The sequence below is a fragment of the Paraflavitalea pollutisoli genome (genome assembly GCF_029360705.1).
Taxonomy (GTDB): Bacteria; Bacteroidota; Bacteroidia; order Chitinophagales; family Chitinophagaceae; genus Paraflavitalea; species Paraflavitalea pollutisoli.
In genome coordinates this window covers 322614-342844 of record NZ_JARKMX010000002.1, presented here as the reverse complement: position 1 = coordinate 342844, position 20231 = coordinate 322614, and the positions used below count along the sequence as shown (strand labels likewise).

Here is a 20231-nt window from a genome sequence, read left to right as displayed (position 1 = left end):
AGACGTCGATAAATAGAAAAGCCGGAACGAGTGACCACTCATTCCGGCTTTTTGTATGATTTTGTCGATCGATTAATAGTCGCCGAGTGTTTCGGGCAATTGTGCCAGCGCTTTGGCCAGTTGCTCGTCGTTAGGGGCGATACCATGCCACTCGTGTGAACCTTGCATGAAATCAACACCAGCGCCCATGGCAGTGGTCATCAGGATAACGATGGGTTTTCCTTTGCCTACGAATGTCTTCGCTTTTTCAAGCGTAGCCGCAACTTCGTCGGGATCGTTGCCTTTTTCCAGGCGGATGATCTCCCAGCCGAAAGCTTCGAACTTGGCGCCAAGGTCCAGCAGGTTCATAACTTTCTTGGTTGGTCCATCGATCTGCTGTCCATTCCAATCCACAGTAGAAATGAGATTGTCCACCTTGTGGTGAGCAGCAAACATGATGGCTTCCCAGTTTTGGCCTTCGTCCAGCTCTCCATCTCCGTGTAAAGAGTACACGACAGTGTTCTCTCCATTCAGCTTTTTGGTAAGGGCTGCACCAATGGCAACGCTCATTCCCTGACCCAGCGAGCCGCTGGCCATACGGATACCAGGCAGGTGCTCATGCGTGGCGGGGTGGCCCTGCAGCCTGGAATTCAGCTTACGGAAAGTAGCCAGTTCTTTGATATCAAAATAACCTGCGCGGGCCAGGGTAGAGTAGTATACGGGAGAGATATGTCCGTTGGATAAAACGAAAACGTCTTCGTTCGTAGCATCCATGTTGAACTGCGGATTGTGCTTCATTACTTTAAAGTACAGGGCAGTAAAGTAATCTGTACATCCTAGTGAACCACCTGGGTGGCCGCTGGCTGCGCCATGAACCATCCGAACTATATCACGCCTGATCTGAGAGGCAATGTCTTTTAATGGGGGCATAAGCTAACTTTAAATGTGGAAGCAAAACTACATGAATTTGCTTTTGACCCATAAACAGGGCTAATTTTTTTATTGTTTTTGGCAACTAAACGTTACGATTAACAATAAAGTACTTATTAGAGAAGTTGTTATTTGGGAAATAGGCCGTAGTTTTGCTGCCGGCACCAAATTTGCCCCAACGGCCCTGATTAGCAGCACGTAGATAAATTTGGTCACCAAAACCAGGCTAATGTTTGATGTATTACTATCAATAGCTATTTCTTTTACTATTACATTTTTGGCCATCCCGGTTATTATAACTGTAGCGGAAAGAAAGAAGCTGTTTGATTTACCGAACGAAAGAAAGATCCATCAGAATCCAATTCCATCCCTGGGTGGGTTGGGGATATTTGCAGGCTTTGTAATGGCCTGTTTGATCGCTATTCAATTTCACACATCTCCCGAATTTCAATATTTCCTCGCAGCCAGTTTCGTGATCTTCTTCCTGGGACTCAAGGATGATATCCTCGTTATATCGCCCATCAAGAAGTTCATCGGGCAGGTATTGGCAGCATTCCTGATCATCTACAAGGGTAACGTCCAGATCAGGAGCATGCACGGGTTTATGGGGATCCATGAACTGCCGGAATCGTTCAGCTTGTTGCTGACCTATTTCACCGTGATCGTGATCATCAATTCCTTCAACCTCATCGATGGTATCGACGGGTTGGCAGGTAGCCTCGGTTTAATGGCTTCGACTGTTTTTGGTTTCTATTTCCTGCAGATCAATATGCCGGCTTATTCCATCCTGGCCTTCGCACTGGCGGGTAGCCTGGCAGCATTCCTGATATTTAACTTTCACCCTGCCAAGATCTTTATGGGGGATACGGGGTCGCTCATGATCGGGTTGATCAATTCGATATTGGTCGTCAAGTTCATCGAGGTCGCCAACGCAGTTAGCGTACCATACCCCATCGCTGCTTCTCCCGCCATTGGATTCGCCATCCTAATGATTCCTTTGCTGGATACATTACGGGTATTTGCCATCCGTATCGTAAGCCGCCGATCGCCTTTCAGCCCGGACCGTAACCATGTGCACCACCTGTTGCTCGATAAAGGACTTTCACACCGAACCATTACACTGACGCTGGTAACCATCAATTTGCTGGCGATCGTCGTGTCTTATGCGCTGCGGGATGCCGGTTGCACCTGGATCATCCTGGCCATTCTGTTGATTTTCTTCAGTGGCATTGCGGCATTGTATTATACCCGCCCACGTCCGCGCCTGTTTGTAGCAAGAACTGTCAAGCCGGATAATAGCAATAATTCACGCATCGTTCCGCTGACCAAGGATACCATCCTGGAGCAGAAAAACTAGCCAATTTCATCCCTTTTGAAGTAAATAACATGATTTTCAGTGATGAAGACACTGGACAGATGTTCTGAATGTGTGTAGATAGATCGTATTCTGGTGGGTAAATTCTGTATTCTTCCTACATTTGCAGCGCATCAACAATCAATAAATTATGTCAGACGAGTTAAATATTATTGAAGCACATGCGCAGGAAGCCATGGACAAAGCCATCAGTCACCTGGAATCAGAACTGGTAAAGGTGCGTGCGGGTAAAGCCACCCCCACCATTATTGATGGTATTGTAGTCGATTATTATGGAACTCCCACCCCAATCAACCAGGTAGGTAATATCACCGTTGCCGATGCCCGCACCCTGAGCATTCAGCCCTGGGAGCGCAATATGCTGCAACCCATCGAGCGCGCCATCATCAATTCAAATATTGGGATCAACCCACAAAACGACGGCATAGTCATCAGGTTGTTCATGCCTCCCTTAACAGAGGAGCGGCGCCGCGACCTGGTAAAGCGCGCCCAGAATGAAGGCGAGCAATCCAAGGTGGCCATCAGGAACATTCGCCGGGATGCTATGGAGCAGATCAAGAAACTCCAGAAAGATGGCCTGAGCGAAGATGCGGCCAAAGATGCTGAAAAAGATATGCAGACGCTAACTGATAAGTTTATCGCACTGGTCGACAAGCACCTGGCTGCGAAAGAAAAAGACATCATGACCGTATAGTCCCTGGCATCCGGTTTGAATATAGTAGCCACTTCCCCGCGAAGTGGCTTTTTTTTGCAGGCAAACCCCGGGCATCTATAGCTTTGCCGGACGCGTAAAATAGAATACCTTAATTGTATCAAACCATTGACTATGGGCAGGATCAAACTCGCAGACATTTCCACAAGAGCACCGAAAGAATTTGACAAGGAAGCGACCAAGCTTAAAACGCAAGGTGTCCTGCAAGAGCTCGATGAACTGCAAAACCTGCTGTATGCGGAGTCGAAACATGCGATTCTGGTGATCCTGCAAGGGCCCGATGCCAGTGGAAAGGACGGTGTAGTGCGCAATGTGTTTACGTCGATGAATCCACAGGGCGTTACGGTAAAGTCATTCAAAACACCAACGGCAGCCGAGTTGAGCCATGATTTCTTGTGGAGGGTGCACGAGTCGGCGCCGGCCAGAGGGATGATCCAGGTGTTCAATCGGTCGCAGTATGAAGATATCCTTATTACACGGGTACACAAATGGATCGACGACGATATGGCGAAGAAGCGGATGAAAGCCATCAATGATTTTGAGCAATTGCTGGAAGAACACAACAATACCAGGATCCTGAAATTTTACCTGCATGTGTCTGCCGAAGAGCAACAGGAACGACTACAGGAAAGGATCCAGGACCGCACGAAGCAATGGAAATACAACGAAAGTGATTTTAAGGAAGCAAAATTGCTGAAGGAATACCGCGAGGCCTATGAAGATTGCTTCGAATATTGTAATGATGTACCGTGGACGATCGTACCAGCCGATCAGAATTGGTACAAAGAATACCTGATTTCATCGACGTTATTAAATACGCTGAAAAAGCTGGACATGCAATATCCCGGTTTGAAGAAATCCAACCCTGCATTTTAAGTTGATCGCTTAATATTCAAGCTGGCATTGTTGCTATTTGATGCGACTTCCCAAAGTTGAGAAACCTCCTGAGTAGAGTTACTGGATGCTTGCACAACAAGCTGGCCTGTTTTTTATAATATGTGCCGGCTGTTGGTATTTATTGATTGGATTACTTAAACAATATTGTCCCATATTATTATAGATCAATAGAGCCGACGGAATTATTTCGTAATGGGTAAATGATTGCCATTGCCATGTCTTATGTATTATTTAATTTACTATAGATTTTATCCTTCACTTTAAAACGTATCAATATGGGCATGATGAAAGAATTCAAGGAGTTTGCCATGAAAGGCAATGTCGTAGACCTGGCTGTCGGTGTAATTATTGGAGCTGCTTTTGGAAAGATCGTCAGTTCATTGGTTGAAGATGTGATTACTCCCCTTATCCTCAAACCCGCTTTGGAAGCCGCTCACTTAAGTAAGCTGGACGATTTTGTAGTATTCGGTACCGTTAAGATCGGTCTGTTTATATCTGCGATTCTCAATTTCCTGATCGTGGCCTTTGCTTTGTTCCTCCTGATCAAATTTATGAACCGGGTGAAAAGGAAAGAAGAAGCCGCCCCCGCAGCTCCCCCAGCTCCAACTCCAACCGAGAAATTACTAGTCGAGATTCGCGACGAACTCAAGAAAAAAGGATAGTCTTTTCATTGCAGCTTACTGATCAGGTAAGCGGTCTTTACCATAATCAAATCATACTTTATGAGAAAGTTCATTTTACTCATACTCCTGGCCATGCCCTGTATCGTATCACACGCACAGGACGCTAGCGTAAAAGACATGAAAGCACAGTCTGAAAAAAAGCTCGCACAGGATACTTCCCATAAATCAGGTTGGAAGAAAGGTGGAATGTTTTCCCTGAACGTAGGGCAGGGCGGTAGTAAGAACTGGGCAGCAGGTGCCGAAAAGTTCTCCTTCACCACAGCTGCCTACCTCAGCGTATATGCCAACTACAAGAAAGGCAAATTCTATTGGGACAATAACCTTGATCTCGGATACGCCATGGTAAACACAACCTCACAAGGCGTTCGCAAAACCGATGACAAGATAGACTTGTATAGCAAGGCTGGCCATCAGCTCAACAAAACCCTAAGTGTGGCCGGTGTAGTCAACTTCCGAAGTCAGTTCTCGGATGGTTTTGATTACGACTATCGTAGCAAAGGGTACAAACGCAGGATATCCGGCCTGTTTGCCCCCGCTTACCTCGTCATCGCACCCGGTTTTGACTGGCATCCGACCAGCTATTTCAGCGTGTTCTTTTCCCCTATCTCTACTCGTTTCGTATTCGTGACCAATGACCCCAAAAGTTACTATTACCCCAACGGCGATCCCGGACCGGATGGTGGCGGCTTCGAAGCGCCCCTGTCTACCTTTTACGGAGTAGATCCGGCCCGGAAGGTAAAGTGCGAAGCAGGCGCCTATGCCTCCGTCAATTTTGAAAAAGAGATCTTCAAAAACGTGACCTACAAAAGCCGCCTGGACCTGTATTCCAACTACCTGAAAACATATCGGTTTACGCCCACTGGTCCCGATCAATTGGACATCGAGGAAATTGGCTCCAAACCACAAAACATCGACGTATTCTGGACCAACGCCATCGTCATGAAAGTGAATAAATTTCTGAGTGTTACTTATAACCTGGATCTTATATATGACGATGATGTGCGCCAGTTTGGTCCCGACAATAAGTCTCCCGGAACACAGATCAGGTCACTGCTGGCTGTGGGTTTTTCTGCCAAATTCTAACCGGGGATTTGCTTACATTTGTCCGCTCGGCCCAGCCGCCAGCGGTGAACAATAAACTCCCCGCAGGAGTGGGTCCGATAGCAACAGGTTGATGATCTGTGCTTTCGGACTTTCTTTTTAGGTCCCGGGTTATCTAACAATAAACAAGCACGCGTGAATCAATCCAGTTACCAGATCAAGTTGCCGCAGTTTGAAGGCCCGTTTGACCTCCTGTTATTCTTCATCGAACGGGATGAGCTGGATATTTATAATATTCCCATCACGAAGATCATCAAAGACTTCATGGAGTATATCCACAGCGGGGAAAGACTGAACATCGAGTTATCGAGCGAGTTCATCCTGTTCGTTTCCACCCTCATGCGTATCAAGGCCAAAATGCTGCTGCCACGTAAAGAGTTGGATGCCCAGGGTAACGAAATCGATCCCCGTCAGGAACTGGTTGATAAGATCCTGGAATACAAGCGCTTCAAAGAGGCATCAGTTAAGATGGCCGAAATGGAGTCCATTCGGATGATGATGGTAAGACGGGGTAACCTCCAGAAAGACCTGTCCACCATCGGAGAAGAATCTGGCGAGGGTACAGAGATCCAGACGATCACGCTCTTCAAACTGATGAAGACCTTCGAAAAGGTCATGAAGAAACTGGAAGCGCGTACCCGTACCAAACCCGTCCATACCGTGGTGCAATACAACTACACCATGGATAACAGCCGGGAGTACGTATTGACCCAGGTGAAGAAGGAGAAAGTAATGTCGTTTGATAAAGTCTTCAATATCTGCGAAGACCGCATACATGCCATCTTCCTTTTCCTCTCCATGCTCGAATTGGTGCAGATGCGCTATATGTCGCTGATGGTAGGAGAAGGCCGCAATAATTTCATTCTCGAATTCAACGAACACCGCGAAGAAGATCCTGTATTCGATGCGCGAACCCTGGGAATGGAGCCTCCTAAGGCAGAAATACCGCTGGAAGGCCTGTTTGCTCCAGGTACCAGTGTGCACGATTCTGCCGATAATGACCTGTTCAACCAGGACGAAGACGACAACCTGTTTAACCAGGCCTCCAAAAATGAGATGGATAGCGAGAAGGAGGGTGATGAGCCGGAGGAAGGCAGCGAAGAGCACGAGTCCAAGGCACAGGAAGACCTCGATACCGACCTGGGCGACGATCAGGCCGAGGAGACCGATGCAGCGGATAATCCTGAAAAAGAATAAAGCACCCACCACTATTTTTGGAGCATAAACCACGTATCGGTCCCCTACCGCTACGGCGGCGCATCCATGCCGCTCCCATAGCGCTCCCGTACCGCTCCCGTATTAAAGGCGCATTTTCATAAGTGTTTTACTTGATATAGTCATGGTTGACAACCTGTTATCAACAACTCCAGGTTCCCAACCCTTAATGCGTTTTACGTGCCTGACTAATCGGCGTAAAACTTGTCTACCGCCTGTCTATAAGGCGTATAAATGCCGTATTTACTGCCAGATGGCAAAGGGTATGATAATTGACGTTTAAACGCTAATCTATTTTTTTACGGGTTCTTAAATGTAAAGGAGTTGTTTTATGACTACCAGAACAGTAGCGCAGATCACAGATTCGACCAATACCTCCGTCGGTCCTTTTAAGATCAGGGATGTATTGCCTACCCGTACCCTAAAACAGGTAGATCCTTTTCTGTTGATTCACCACGTGAAACCAAATGTAGTTACACCAGGCGCAGAGCTGAGAATACCTCCGCATCCGCATGCTGGTTTTGAAGTAGTGACCTACCTGCTGGACGGAGAGTTTTTTCACCGCGACAGCAAAGGGCACGACCAGGTGGCCCATGGCGGCGATATCAATTGGATGACGTCCGGCAACGGGGTGGTACACTCCGAAGGCCCTACGGATGCCTTTTTGCGAAAAGGCGGAACAGTGCAGTTGATACAACTGTGGATCAACCTGCCAGCCGATAAGAAAACCCTGGATGCCTCATTCCGCCACTATGCTTCGGCAACCCTGCCTGTGCAGGAGGCCGATGGTGTATGGGTCAAAACGTTGATAGGCTCCTACAATGGACAAACTTCCCCCATCAGCACCCATACACCCATGTTTCTGCACCATATTAAAGTAAAAGCTGGTAAGCTATTTTCGCTTCCCGTTGACCCCTCGCATACCGCCGCCGTCTATGTGCTGGATGGAAAATTGAGGTTGCTGGGGCAGGAAGTAAAAGCTGGTCAACTGACCGATTTTCATATCGATGGCGACCAGCTGGTGTTATCAGCAGTCGAGGATGTAAGCTTTATCGTATTTGGCGGTGAGCCCATCAAGGAAAAGGTCGTTCAATATGGTCCTTTCGTGATGAACAGTTTCGAAGAAATACAGAAAGCTATTCGCAAATACGAAATCGGGAAAATGGGTGTATTGAGTTATTAAGACCTGACCTATTCAAAGATCCATAATAGTACTGGCCGTGACGATCCGTCGATCGTTGCGGCCAGTTTTTGTAAGAAATAGGGAGCCACCGTAGGGCATCCTTCACTGCGGCAGATGGGATACGGATCTACTTCGCTGGCGGGCACGCAGTCATGCGAATGCAATACCACAAACCGTTTGAAGGCGTTGCTGTTGGTTTGGTCGAGCCCGTGTAGCTTATAGGCCAATCCGAATTTTCCCTGGTAAGCACTACCGATCTTATATTTACCGAGAGAGGTACAACCGCAGCCTACTTCGTTGCCAAACCGGTTTCCTTTGCTACAACTGCCTTCTGTTACCAATCCCGCATCGAGAAGGGAGTCCTTGACGAGATTATATACAAATATCCGGTTGCTGCCGGAGGGTATACTCATATCGATGAGAAAGCAAACAGTGGTATTGTATTTCTTCAGGGCTGCAAATTGCCTGGCTTGCCGGGCACGGGAGGATAGTTTAACCAATAAGCCCGCATCGCTATTCAGTGCAGCCAGCCGACCTGGCGTGTTGGCTGGTGGAGACTTCATCTTATAGTAATACCAGCCGCCGGCTATCAGTAGTAGTAAGAGGAGAAAGGCAATAGAGCGTACAACAATCCGTTTCATGAAGAAGGGGTTATGGCATCTGTTCAGATGCCATAACAACGCGTCTCCATAAAATAGTTGTAAGAATAACTTGTTAAAGATTGCAAAAACCTATTGCAGCAGGGCGCCTACAGTGATCTTGTCCTTCATCAGTTCCCGGGCTGCCTGGGCGATGCCGATGGCATCATAACCACATTCGCGGTGAAGTTCTTTCGGAGTACCATGCTCAACCAGTCGATCGGGTATACCCAGCATCTTCACGGTAGCACGGTAGTTATGTTGAGCCATAAACTCCAGGATCGCGCTGCCAAATCCACCAACGATGGTGCCATCTTCCACAGTGATCACCTTATCATACTTGCTGAATACTTCGTGCAGCATTTCTTCATCCAAAGGCTTGACGAAGCGCATATCATAATGCGCAGGGTTCAATCCCTCAGTTTTCAATTCCCGGATAGCCATCGTAGCGAAATTGCCAGGGTGCCCAAGGGTAAGGATAGCAATGTCGCTACCGTCTTTCAGTTTACGACCCTTGCCAATGGTAACTTCCTCGAAAGTTGTTTTCCATTCCGGCATCACGCCTTCCCCTCTGGGATAGCGAATCACAAAGGGATATTTATTGCTGTCCAACTGCGCAGTATACATCAGGTTACGCAGTTCGGCTTCATTCATGGGGGCGCTGATCACCATATTGGGGATACAACGGAAGTAAGGGATGTCATAGGCGCCATGGTGCGTGGGGCCATCTTCGCCTACCAAACCAGCACGGTCGAGACAGAGAATGACAGGTAGTTTTTGAATAGCTATATCGTGCACAACCTGGTCATACGCACGCTGCATGAAGGAAGAATAGATATTGCAAAACACTTTGAGGCCCTGCGTAGCCATACCTGCACTGAGGGTCGCGGCATGTTGTTCACAAATACCTACATCGATAGCCCGGTCGGGCATCTTTTCCATCATGAACTTGAGAGAAGAGCCAGAAGGCATGGCTGGGGTAACCCCGAATACCTTATTGTTCATCTCTGCCAGCTCAATGATCGTATGTCCAAAAACATCCTGGTATTTGGGTGGTTGTTTGGTCTCGTAAGTCTTCTTATAGATCTCCCCGGTGATCTTGTCAAACAGGCCGGGTGCATGCCACTTGGTTTGATCTTTTTCTGCCAGTGAATAACCTTTACCCTTCACGGTGATAATGTGCAGGATCTTCGGACCAGGGATTTTCTTGAGGTCCTGCAGGGTATCAACCAGTTTGGTAATGTTATGGCCATCGATCGGTCCAAAATACCGGAGCTTCAACGCTTCGAAGAGATTGCTGTTTTTGTTGACAAACCCTTTCACGCTGTGTTCCAGTTTACTCGCCATATCGCGGGTAAAATTCTTGCCAACGGGCAGTTTGCCCAAAGCCTTCCAGATATCGTCCTTTAGGCGGTTATAGGTAGGCGAAGTGGAAATATCGGTCAGGTATTCACGCAGCGCACCAACATTGGGGTCGATGCTCATGTTGTTATCGTTGAGGATAATGAGCATGTCGGCGTCAGTTACACCAGCATGGTTCATGGCTTCGAAAGCCATACCTGCCGTCATAGAGCCGTCGCCGATGACAGCCACCGACTTACGGTTTTCACCCTTATGGCGGGCAGCCATGGCCATCCCCAAAGCGGCCGATATGGAAGTAGAAGAGTGCCCCACGCCAAAAGTATCATACTCACTTTCCGAACGCTTGGGAAAACCACTCAACCCATTATACTTACGGTTGGTGCTGAATTGGTCGCGGCGGCCCGTCAGGATCTTGTGACCGTACGCCTGGTGACCCACGTCCCATACCAATTGGTCATAGGGAGTGTTATACGCATAATGAAGAGCAACAGATAGTTCGACCACGCCAAGGCTGGCGGCAAAATGCCCACCATGCACACTGACCACGTCGATGATATATTGGCGCAACTCGTCGCACAGCTGATGAAGCTGCTCGCGGGTGAGCTGCTTCATGTCCGCAGGAGAGTTGATCGTTTTTAGCAAGGGGCCGGGCGCAATTTCCATTTGGAAAAATTTAAGGACAAAAATACTATTTTATCGCCTGAATTTCAGGGTTTGCGGCTTTCCTCAAAGGATGTAGTGTTTTCCCGCATCCGGCCACCAGCCAGCCCATGCGCAATATCGCGGCAAAATTGATGCAGTGGATTGATTTTTAACAGAATGACGTACATTAGGAGAACAAAGGAGGGTGACCAGACTGCCGATAGCCTTGCTATTTTGCCATATATCCTATTTAAAGCAGGAGGGCTATTCAAATGTATAGTTTTGCTAAGACCCAAATTCAGAGATGGCGAAAAGAAATTCATATTACTGGCTATGCCAGTTAGGTGGTTGGGGCCTGGTAGGTCTTTCCATGTTGTTTTATGCGATTACATTTAAGGAAGAGATCTCTCAAACCTACCTGTATCGAATCCTGATCTATATCACGTCAGGTATCGTCAGTACCCATATACTACGCGAGTTCCTGAAACGCACCAACTGGCTCCTGCTCCCGATCGAGAAAATGGTGACCAGGCTGGGAGCTGCGGTGGTAGTAACCAGTATCCTGTACGGTCTGTTGGTGTTAGGGGCCTATGAACTGTTCCATTTCGAGAATAAGAATAAACTGGATTTCTCCACCCGCCTTTTTGCCAACGTACTTAACATTGGCATATTCATGATCCCCTGGATCCTCTTATACTACTTCTACCACTATATCGAAAAAAGCCGTCGCCAGCAGGTAGATACCCTCAAGCTGGAGTCGCTGGTAAAAGAACTGGAACTAAAGACCATCAAGTCGCACATTAATCCCCACTTCATATTCAACGCCCTCAACAGCATCCGGGCCCTGATCGACGAAAACCCCAACCGGGCCAGAAATGCCATAACGGAACTCAGTAACATCCTGCGCAGCAGCATGCAAGCCGAGAAGTTGGAAACCGTACCTTTTGAGAAGGAACTGAACATTGTAAAAGACTACCTGGCCCTGGAGTATATCAGGTTTGAAGATCGTTTGCGGATAGAGTACCAGATAGATGAGGACACCCTCGATCAACCGGTACCGCCCATGATGCTGCAAACCCTGGTGGAAAATGCCATCAAACACGGCATTGGCAAGCAGGTGAGTGGCGGCATTGTAAAAGTGGTGTCAGACTTCAAGAATGATTTCCATGAACTTATAGTATTGAATTCGGGCTCCCTCAACGGGCATATGAATGGCGATGGTTTTGGTTTGTCAAGTACCCGTAACCGGCTGCAGTTATTATTTGGCGGAAAAGCTAACTTTGAAATTAAACAGGTAGATACCGGGCTGGTAGAAGCCAGGATCCAGATCCCTGTTGAATTAAAATAATGGACGTATGATCAAAGCGATTATAATCGACGACGAAAGGCTCGCCCGGAATGAACTGAAGAAACTGCTGATGGAATTTCCAGAGATTGAAGTGGTAGCCGAAGCGGCCAATGCCGGGGAAGGCATTGAGAAGATAGACAGCATCAACCCCGACCTCGTTTTCCTGGATATTCAGATGCCCGGTAAAACTGGTTTCGATATGCTTTCCGAGCTGGACAGAACGCCCAATGTGATCTTCACCACCGCTTACGACGAATACGCCTTGAAAGCTTTTGAGGTAAACGCACTGGATTACCTGCTCAAGCCGGTAGAACCCAAACGACTGGCGGATGCCATCCAAAAGCTGCACATGCAGGACGAAAGAGGAGATGTAAGCCCTTTACCCGTTAATGTCAACCGGTCCATTCTCAGTGAAAATGACCAGGTATTCGTAAAAGATGGCGAGCGTTGCTGGTTTGTAAAACTGTCGGAGATCCGCCTGTTCGAGAGCGTCGGTAACTACGCCAAAGTATATTTTGGCCCCAACAAGCCGTTGATCCTGAAGTCACTCAATGCCCTGGAAGAACGGCTCGATGAGAAAACATTTTTCCGCGCCAACCGAAAGCATATTGTCAATCTTCGCCTCATCGATAAGATCGAGCCCTATTTCAATGGTGGACTGTTACTGGAATTGAAAGGGGGCGAGAAGATCGAAGTCAGCCGTCGACAAACGGTTAAGTTCAAAGAAATGATGAGTTTATAAAGCCTGATAACCCTTTTTAGAGCACATGATGAAAAACTACGTATTAGCTATTGCCGCCCTGACTGCCGGCACAACCGCCTTTTCTCAGTCAATCAACAAGATCATAAACGAAAAGACTGTATCGCGGGTGGAGAAAGTCCTATCTGCTGATGATATGCAGGGTAGGGCACCATTTACACCCGGTATAGAGAAGGCTGCTGCCTTTATAGCCAGCGAGTTCCAAAAAGCCGGCCTGAAACCTGGTAGCGCTGATTCCTATTTGCAGAAGTTCGATATGCTGCGCACCAAACCAATATCGGCCAAGGGTACCTTGAATGGAAAACCCCTGACCGAGCAGGAGATTGTAGCCATTACCGCCAGCCCTGCACTGAATATTACACAAGATTCCAAATACCAGGTAATTACAGTACCGAAAGATAGTTTGTATGCAGTATACGGCCGTGTTACCAAAACAACCGGCAATTATCTCCTGGCCGTAGACACCAGCAACCGTCGTTTATTTACGGCATTGAAGCGTCGTTCTACCTCTTTTGCACCCACCGCCAACGTAGTGGGGGTACTTACCCAGGAAACGCCTGCCAGCTACAGCATTGAATTTGCGCAGGAAATAACCACGATGCCATTGAGCAACGTAGTAGGAATTCTGCCAGGCAAAAGCAAACCCAACGAGTATGTGATCTTCTCTGGTCACTACGATCACCTGGGGATAGCCAAGCAGCCCAATGCAGCCGGGGACTCTATCTACAATGGCGCCAATGACGACGCAGCAGGAACGACTGCGGTGATCATGTTGGCTCATTATTTTGCCAAACAAAAGAACAACGAAAGGACCATCGTATTCGCTACTTTCACCGCAGAAGAATCGGGTGGATTTGGCGCACAATATTTCTCCCGCCAGTTTGAAGCTGCACAGGTAATGGCGATGTTCAACATCGAGATGATCGGTACAGACAGCAAATGGGGCGATAACTCAGCCTATATCACCGGATACGAGAAAACGGATATGGGCAAGATCCTGGAGAAGAACCTGGAAGGTTCCAAATTCAAGTTTTATCCCGACCCTTACCCCGAGCAGCAATTGTTCTACCGGTCAGACAATGCAACCTTGGCTCGTTTAGGAGTACCTGCCCATACGATCTCTACGTCGAAAATGGACAGCGAGAAATTCTACCATACGCTCGACGACGAATTCGAGACACTGAACATGAAGAATATGACGGAGATCATCAAGGCGATCGCCATCAGTTCTACTTCCATCGTGGCCGGTAAAGACACGCCTTCAAGAGTTGATACCAGTGCGCTGAGATAATCAGTAAACGATCTATAATACGAAGGGCGACCCACGGGTCGCCCTTCGTATTATAGGCAGGGATGGTTTACTTCTTCAACAATCCATCGATCTTTTTCAGCAGCTTGCTCTTGTCACTGGGACGAAGTGCGTTACCATCGGCTACATTACCTTGCTTGTCTACAAGTACATAACGGGGAATACCCGAAATATTGAATTTTTCCGCCAACATCTTGGCCTCGTTTTCACCGGCATAAAAATGCTCCCCGGTAAAACCCTTCTCCTGAATGGTATTTTCCCAGGAAGCTTTAGAACAGCTAAGTCCGATGAACAGAAATACAACGTCTTTACCTTTCAACGCTTGTTGTAATTTTTTGGATGCAGGCATTTCGCGCATACACGGACCGCACCAGGGTGCCCAGAAATCGATGTACACCACCTTTCCTTTAAAAGGCTTCATGAGCTCGTCGAAGAACTTGTCGCTGTTTGCCACATTTACTCGTTGTACGTTATTAATTTGGCCGCCTGGTGGGGTAATTATAATAGACTTTTCAACAAATGCACACTTTGCAATAGTAGCCAGAGGAGGCCTGTTTTGGGCAAGGCATAATGTGGCCATGAATACAATTGATAAAGACATCAGACTGTTTTTCATATACTTGGTTAACTCGATGGTGATTCTGTGACTAAAATAAACCATTAGCTTTTTATCTGCAAGTGCTGCACCAGTATGGCATTGGCCCAAATTGCTGAAAATCAATGTCGCTGACCTATATTATAAAAAGCTGTATATTTATCGATCAATTAAAGTTAATCTGGTCGCATTTTTGAAGAGACTAACTTTATTTTACTAACCATTTAAAGTTTGTATTATGGCAGATGTACAGTTAACTGCATACAATGTTAAGACCAAGGAGAAAGGAGTTCCCATTCAGGATGCAGTCATTACTAAAACCGCCAAAGGAGCTTATATGGCACAAGGCCATGATGGTAACGGTAACAAGCTAACTACCCTGTTGGGACAAGAGAAAGCGCTTGCCGCCATCGCAGCCGGAGTTGCTAAACAAGGCTGGGAATAAAACTATTGAGGCACACCGGCAGGTGTGCTGGTAGCATAAAAGCTTATAGGTTTATTTGCCTTTAGCCGTCGTACCTGGCGGCTGAACACTGAAACACGGTCGGATCATTATGGTCAGACCGTGTTTCTTTTAATAGGGTTCGATAAATATAATTTTACACTAATCTAAGGGGCCACGGTTCACTGCTATATGAGGAGGGCATTGCTAATCACTATTCCCATGCTGCTAAGCTGCGCTATGGCGGCAGGACAATCGCTTGACCCTTATCTCAATGGGGTAGCTTTTGCTGAAAATTGCTTTTGCTACACGCTCACCAACGATCAGCCTACCCAGGCAGGCTCTGTCTGGAATAAGACCCAGATCGATCTTCGCCAATCTTTTGATTTCAAATTCAATGTCAACCTCGGTTCCAAAGACGGCACTGGCGCCGACGGAATAGCTTTTGTTTTGCAGAACATCAGTCTGAGCATCGGTACCACCGGTGAAGGCATGGGGTTTGGCGGTGTCGTCCCTTCGATCGGCATACCTATCGATACCTGGCAAAATGGTAATCAAAACGACCCTTCCTACGATCATATTTCCATCAACCGCGACGGGGATGTAAATCATACTTCCGCCAATAACCTCGCTGGCCCCGTGTCGGCCATCGATGGCATCGACAATATTGAAGATGGCCAGTTTCACGTATTGCGGGTTACCTGGAATGCAACCACCCAGAAGCTCACAGCACAGATCGATGGCGTCGAAAGAGTCGCTGCCACTATCGACATGGTAGGTCAGGTGTTTGGTAATAACCCCATGGTGTACTGGGGCTTTACTGCCGCTACCGGCGGCTCCTCCAACCGGCAACGGTTCTGCACCTCGCTCAATGCGGGCTTTGGACTCGATGCCAACCAACTAACCTGCTTTCCGGCTACCATCGCCTTCCGCGACAAGTCCCTGTCATTTGGCAGCATCGTGAAGTGGTACTGGGATTTTGGTGATGGTACGATCGATTCGGTGCAGTCACCGGCACCACATACCTATGCTGCCCCTGGTATTTACCGGGTAAAACTGAATATCCTCGGCAACAATGGCTGTGTGTCCGATACCTTCGTGACCAATCTCACCATTGGCTCCAAACCTACGGCCGCATTTGAACCGCCACCACCACCCTACTGCAATGAATCGGTGGTGCCATTTAAAGACCTTTCACAGGTGCAATACGGCACCATCGATACCTGGGAGTGGCAATTAGACAACAATCCGGTAGCCGTACAGCCTAAACCCGATTTTGGATCGGGATTGACCTATGGAGCGCATACCGTGAAGTTGCAGGTACGTACGAAAGAAGGCTGTGTGTCTGATCCGGTCACCCAAAGTATCACCATGAATCCATCGCCGGTTATTGATATGGCAGTAGGGGATACCTGTTTCCGTACGCCGGCACAATTTGCCAGTAACAACCTGACACCGCAGATCCCGATCCGGCAATGGTATTGGCAGACGGGCGATGGAGCCCGTGATAGTTCGGCTACTACAGCCTACCTGTATAAGAAAGGAGGGGTGTACAATGTGCAGGTATTTGCGCAGGCAGAGAACGGGTGTTACTCCGATACCCTTAAAATGCCCATCAATATTTTCGAGACCAAAGCCTTTGCCGGAAACGATACGGCCGTTATTATGGATCACCCCTTACCACTCCACGGGTCAGGTGGTGTGTTGTATCAATGGTCGCCGGCCACGGGACTGAGTGACCCGAATATTGCAGACCCGGTGGCGATGATCAGGTCGGCTACTTACTATGTATTAAAGGCCTATACGCCGATGGGGTGCGCCACGACCGATACCATAAAGATCGAAGCTTATAAAGGACCGGCGATATACGTACCCAACGTCTTTTCTCCCAATGGGGATAACAACAACGACCGGTTTCGCGTAAAAGCAGTTGGTATAAGTGACTTTAGCTACCTGCGCATCTACAACCGGTATGGACAACTGGTATTCAATTCAACAAGTATGAAAGACGGATGGGATGGCACTTTTCATGGACAAGCCCAGCCGGTGGGAACTTATGTGTGGATGGTACAGGGAAAAGACATCGCCGGCCAGTTGCACGTACAACGTGGCACGGTGAACCTGATCCGGTAAAGTATTGAAAAGAGGTAAGCACATAGTAGAAAGGCATATCCTTCGACCAATGGTCTGTCTGTTCGTTTAATAGCCTCAGGCTTTTTTGCCCAGAATAAAGTCAAATCCAAAAGTAAAGCTGTTGAACAGGCCAAGCGACACGCTGTGTGATTTTGACGTAACGCTAGTCCCGTTTTTATTCTTGCTGTATTGGTAATTTACCCCGCCAAAGTCGGCATTAAGGAGCAAGCCGGGCAATGCCTGATAATAAACGCCTGGAACAACGGTCGCCGTGATGTTGAAGGAGTTAATTTTTGATTTTCCATTGATGTCCTGACTTTTTTGTCTGACGGTGCCCACGCCTGCGGCGGGCTCGATATACCAGCCAACTTTGCTTACGATAGGCATAAAATGTCGCCAATAGATAGATGCACCTGCTCCTAAGTTGTTTTGTTTGTAATCGGTTCCGGGAGATTTAGAATTCCAGTAATTAAAATTCAAACGTGCGCCTAATACGCTGTTGCGGCCGATGCCAAAACCAATGCGCGGAGCAATATTGGCATTGGTACTGTTTGACCCTGCAGAACCTGTGCTACTGTACCCATTGTAGCCTGTTCCGGCTGATGCGCCGAGCAGAATGTCGCCCTTTGTGACCTGGGCTGTTAGGGCAGAAGAAGCGGCAATGGCAATCACTGTAAAGAGTAATTGTTTTTTCATAAAATTGTTTTTGGTAAAGCAAATATGGACCATGCCTTCCATCCATGAAAAAGCCATTGCCTTCTTTCACACAGATTTATGTTAAGCATTTCTGAAGGCCTGGCGCAATTATGGCCTTACAAAACACTCAGCATCTTGCAAAAGTGAGTAGTTAAAATAGAAAAAAGAGGAAGTCTCAAAAATAAAATCAGGCCCTGAGAAACGCGTAAACGACCACAAGTCTCTGACAGGGACCCGAATAGAAAGAGGGTGTATCGTACTTTTGATACACCCTCCTGATACTAACTATAAAGAAAGTAATTAATTGATCGATCCGTATCCAAGGTAGCTGTGCAATACTTCCGGTAAAGCGATGCCCGTTTCTACCTGATTGTTTTCGAGCAGGCAGGCCAGGATACGGGGAAGGGCCAGCGAACTGCCGTTGAGTGAATGGGCGAGATGGTTTTTACCATTACCGTCTTTGAAGCGAACCTTCAGGCGGTTGGTTTGGTATGCTTCGAAGTTGGATACGGAACTTACTTCCAGCCATTTTTCCTGGGCAGCGCTGTATACCTCAAAGTCGTAGGTCTGTGCAGAAGTGAAGCTCATATCGCCACCGCAAAGGTTCAGGATGCGGTATTGCAAATTGAGAGATTGAAGCAGCTGCTCAACATGGCTCACCATTTCTTCCAGTACTTCATAGCTCTTGTCGGGATGCACGATCTGAACCAGCTCCACCTTGTCAAACTGGTGCAAGCGATTGAGGCCACGAACGTCTTTACCATAGCTACCAGCTTCCCGGCGGAAACAAGGCGTATAGGCCGTCATTCTGATAGGTAACTCGGCTTCCTTCAGCAATTCGTCGCGGTAAATATTGGTGACCGGTACTTCGGCTGTGGGGATGAGGTAGAAATTGTCTTCCGTTACAAAATACATCTGACCTTCCTTGTCGGGCAGTTGCCCGGTACCAAAAGCTGAGGCCTCGTTCACCATCAACGGTGGCATGTACTCGGTATAGCCGGCCGCGGTATTGTAGTCCAGGAAATATTGGATCAGGGCACGTTGTAATTTAGCGCCTTTGCCGATATACACCGGAAAGCCGCTGCCCGTGATCTTATTCCCCAGTTCGAAATTGATCAGGTTGAATTTTTTAGCCAGGTCCCAGTGGGGCACGGCGCCGGGATGAAGCGTAGGCTGTTGACCACCTTCCCGCACGATCACATTGTCTTCCGGTGTTCTGCCTTTGGGTACATTGACAGAAGGTAGGTTGGGCAGCTTGATGATGGTATCCTGTAATTGCTTTTCTACCTGGGCCAGGCGATCGGCAATGGGTTGTTGGGCTGCCTTCAGCGTCGCCACTTCCTGGCGCTTGGCTTCCGCCTCTTCTTTTTGGCCTTTGGCCATCAATTGACCTATTTCCTTCGAGGTACTATTCAGTTTGGATTGCGTGTTTTCGGATTCTGTTTGCAGCTTTTTACGTTCGTCATCCAGGGAGATGATCTCATCTACGATCTGGAGATCTTTAAAATGCTTAACTGTCAGTCTTTCTTTGACCAGCTCGGTATGCTGGCGAATAAATGCTACCTGTAACATCGCAATTCAAATTTGTGGCAAATATAACTGCTCGCCGATGATTTATCCTGCGTGCGGGAGATTTATCCTGCTGTCATTCATTCAGCTGCGAGTGGCTGCTTATATACATCGGCATTGCGGATCTGCATGAAGCGCTCTGGATTCGGTAGGGGCTTGAAACCAAATTGAGCGTATAGCCCATGGGCATCGAGGGTGCCCAATTCGATGCGGCGCAGGCCCTGAAGCTGTGGATGCTGCAGTATGGTGCCTACCAGCCATTTGCCCAATCCCTTTCCCCGTTGGCTTTCATCGATGAATACGTCGGCCAGGTAAGCGTAAGTGGCCGAGTCGGTGATCACCCGGGCAAAACCAACCTGTTGGTCCTGGAGATATACGCCAAAACTGAGTGAGCCTTCAATAGATCGGCGAACCACATCCACCGGGATACCTGCTGCCCAGTAAGACCTGGTAAGGAACTGATGGATGTAGCTAATATCTAATGACTCTTTACTGGTAGAAATGGTATACCCTTCTTTCGATGCAAGGATCATGGTTTTTAGCTAAAAATAGCCATTAACAGCTGGCAAATGAGGTAGTTATTGTACAAGCTGGCCTACAGTAGGGCTAACCGGTCCTGAAAGCTGGTTGGAATTGCGGGAGTACTTCCGGATAGAACAGCA

At 47.8% G+C, this 20231-nt stretch carries 19 protein-coding genes; 12 read left to right on the top strand and 7 right to left on the bottom strand.

Annotated features, from left to right (window positions below; translation table 11 throughout):
- Positions 1–72: 72 nt before the first annotated feature.
- Positions 73–909, bottom strand: a complete 837-nt coding sequence (locus P2W70_RS06100; RefSeq protein ID WP_276480550.1) for a transketolase — start codon at positions 907–909, stop codon at positions 73–75.
- Between the two features lie 403 nt (positions 910–1312).
- On the opposite strand from P2W70_RS06100, the gene P2W70_RS06095 reads away from it, so the two are divergent.
- The 7 genes from P2W70_RS06095 (at position 1313) to P2W70_RS06065 (ending at position 8075) form a co-directional block, all read left to right on the top strand.
- Positions 1313–2266, top strand: a complete 954-nt coding sequence (locus P2W70_RS06095; RefSeq protein WP_276480549.1) for an MraY family glycosyltransferase — start codon at positions 1313–1315, stop codon at positions 2264–2266.
- A gap of 148 nt (positions 2267–2414) precedes the next feature.
- Positions 2415–2978 (top strand): ribosome recycling factor, encoded by a 564-nt coding sequence (gene frr / locus P2W70_RS06090; protein ID WP_276480548.1) that lies wholly within the window; start codon positions 2415–2417, stop codon positions 2976–2978.
- A gap of 132 nt (positions 2979–3110) precedes the next feature.
- Positions 3111–3872 carry a PPK2 family polyphosphate kinase gene (locus tag P2W70_RS06085; RefSeq protein ID WP_276480547.1) on the top strand — a complete coding sequence of 254 codons (762 nt, stop codon included), beginning with the start codon at positions 3111–3113 and terminating at the stop codon, positions 3870–3872.
- 302 nt (positions 3873–4174) lie between these two features.
- Positions 4175–4555, top strand: a complete 381-nt coding sequence (mscL, locus tag P2W70_RS06080) for a large conductance mechanosensitive channel protein MscL (RefSeq protein ID WP_338119812.1) — start codon at positions 4175–4177, stop codon at positions 4553–4555.
- A gap of 60 nt (positions 4556–4615) precedes the next feature.
- Complete coding sequence (locus P2W70_RS06075) at positions 4616–5659, top strand: DUF3078 domain-containing protein (protein ID WP_276480545.1); 1044 nt, start codon at positions 4616–4618, stop codon at positions 5657–5659.
- A 153-nt stretch (positions 5660–5812) separates the two neighbouring features.
- Positions 5813–6874: a segregation and condensation protein A gene (locus P2W70_RS06070; protein WP_276480544.1), complete on the top strand. Its 1062-nt coding sequence runs from the start codon at positions 5813–5815 to the stop codon at positions 6872–6874.
- A gap of 349 nt (positions 6875–7223) precedes the next feature.
- Complete coding sequence (locus P2W70_RS06065; protein WP_276480543.1) at positions 7224–8075, top strand: pirin family protein; 852 nt, start codon at positions 7224–7226, stop codon at positions 8073–8075.
- Between the two features lie 8 nt (positions 8076–8083).
- Here P2W70_RS06065 and P2W70_RS06060 read toward each other — a convergent pair whose 3' ends face one another.
- Both P2W70_RS06060 and dxs read right to left on the bottom strand, forming a co-directional pair.
- Positions 8084–8716, bottom strand: coding sequence for a murein L,D-transpeptidase catalytic domain-containing protein (locus P2W70_RS06060; RefSeq protein WP_276480542.1), 633 nt, complete (start codon positions 8714–8716; stop codon positions 8084–8086).
- A gap of 90 nt (positions 8717–8806) precedes the next feature.
- Positions 8807–10738 (bottom strand): 1-deoxy-D-xylulose-5-phosphate synthase, encoded by a 1932-nt coding sequence (gene dxs / locus P2W70_RS06055; protein WP_276480541.1) that lies wholly within the window; start codon positions 10736–10738, stop codon positions 8807–8809.
- A 283-nt stretch (positions 10739–11021) separates the two neighbouring features.
- On the opposite strand from dxs, the gene P2W70_RS06050 reads away from it, so the two are divergent.
- Genes P2W70_RS06050 through P2W70_RS06040 form a run of 3 tightly spaced genes read left to right on the top strand, consistent with a single transcriptional unit; the run spans position 11022 to position 14116 of the window.
- A complete protein-coding gene (locus tag P2W70_RS06050) occupies positions 11022–12065 on the top strand; it encodes a sensor histidine kinase (protein WP_276480540.1) in 1044 nt (347 codons plus the stop codon).
- 7 nt (positions 12066–12072) lie between these two features.
- Entirely contained in the window at positions 12073–12807 is a 735-nt protein-coding gene (locus tag P2W70_RS06045) for a LytR/AlgR family response regulator transcription factor (protein WP_276480539.1), read from the top strand.
- A 25-nt stretch (positions 12808–12832) separates the two neighbouring features.
- Positions 12833–14116 carry a M28 family peptidase gene (locus tag P2W70_RS06040; protein WP_276480538.1) on the top strand — a complete coding sequence of 428 codons (1284 nt, stop codon included), beginning with the start codon at positions 12833–12835 and terminating at the stop codon, positions 14114–14116.
- A gap of 67 nt (positions 14117–14183) precedes the next feature.
- Here the strand turns inward: P2W70_RS06040 and P2W70_RS06035 are convergent, their stop codons facing one another.
- Complete coding sequence (locus P2W70_RS06035; RefSeq protein ID WP_276480537.1) at positions 14184–14588, bottom strand: TlpA family protein disulfide reductase; 405 nt, start codon at positions 14586–14588, stop codon at positions 14184–14186.
- Between the two features lie 379 nt (positions 14589–14967).
- Between P2W70_RS06035 and P2W70_RS06030 the strand changes: the two genes are divergently transcribed.
- The gene (locus P2W70_RS06030; RefSeq protein WP_276480536.1) at positions 14968–15174 is read left to right on the top strand and encodes a hypothetical protein; all 207 of its coding nucleotides are present in this window, start codon (positions 14968–14970) and stop codon (positions 15172–15174) included.
- 219 nt (positions 15175–15393) lie between these two features.
- Positions 15394–17304, top strand: a complete 1911-nt coding sequence (locus P2W70_RS06025; RefSeq protein ID WP_276480535.1) for a lectin-like domain-containing protein — start codon at positions 15394–15396, stop codon at positions 17302–17304.
- A gap of 75 nt (positions 17305–17379) precedes the next feature.
- Here the strand turns inward: P2W70_RS06025 and P2W70_RS06020 are convergent, their stop codons facing one another.
- From P2W70_RS06020 to P2W70_RS06010, 3 genes are all read right to left on the bottom strand, one after another.
- Positions 17380–18000, bottom strand: a complete 621-nt coding sequence (locus P2W70_RS06020; protein ID WP_276480534.1) for an outer membrane beta-barrel protein — start codon at positions 17998–18000, stop codon at positions 17380–17382.
- A gap of 300 nt (positions 18001–18300) precedes the next feature.
- A complete protein-coding gene (gene serS, locus P2W70_RS06015) occupies positions 18301–19572 on the bottom strand; it encodes a serine--tRNA ligase (RefSeq protein WP_276480533.1) in 1272 nt (423 codons plus the stop codon).
- Between the two features lie 77 nt (positions 19573–19649).
- Positions 19650–20102 (bottom strand): GNAT family N-acetyltransferase, encoded by a 453-nt coding sequence (locus P2W70_RS06010; RefSeq protein ID WP_276480532.1) that lies wholly within the window; start codon positions 20100–20102, stop codon positions 19650–19652.
- Between the last annotated feature and the right edge of the window lie 129 nt (positions 20103–20231).